Origin of the sequence: Candidatus Dedyshia acidiphila, assembly GCF_051025295.1 — a bacterium.
In the GTDB taxonomy this organism is placed as follows: Bacteria; Acidobacteriota; Terriglobia; order Terriglobales; family Acidobacteriaceae; genus KBS-83.
Genome location: NZ_JBMGJV010000169.1, coordinates 1 through 249, shown reverse-complemented (window position 1 = coordinate 249; position 249 = coordinate 1). Strand labels below are relative to the sequence as shown.

Annotated in this window: 1 protein-coding gene; it reads right to left on the bottom strand. The window is 60.2% G+C overall.

The features are described from left to right. Positions 1–35: 35 nt before the first annotated feature. Positions 36–249, bottom strand: a 214-nt coding sequence (locus AC5IJH_RS18510) for a hypothetical protein (RefSeq protein WP_491904287.1), incomplete at its 5' end; no start/stop codon positions are given.

Sequence of the window (249 nt, the reverse complement as noted above, 5' to 3'; positions counted from 1 at the left end):
GCTTGAAGTTGGCAATCGCGTCCTCGTTGAACCCACTATCGCGATAGGCATCCCCGATTGCGATAGACCAGATCGCATTGCCACCGGCGGCCTTGATTAGTTGCGCGAAGAGAGCGTCGGCTTTTTTTCTTCTCGTGGAGGGCAAGGTAGGTCGAGCCGAGCTTGAACGCGATGCCCGGATCCGGGCGGAGCTCAACGGCGCGCGTGAAGGCGGTGACGGCATCGCGCTCACGGTTCAGGTCTTTCAGG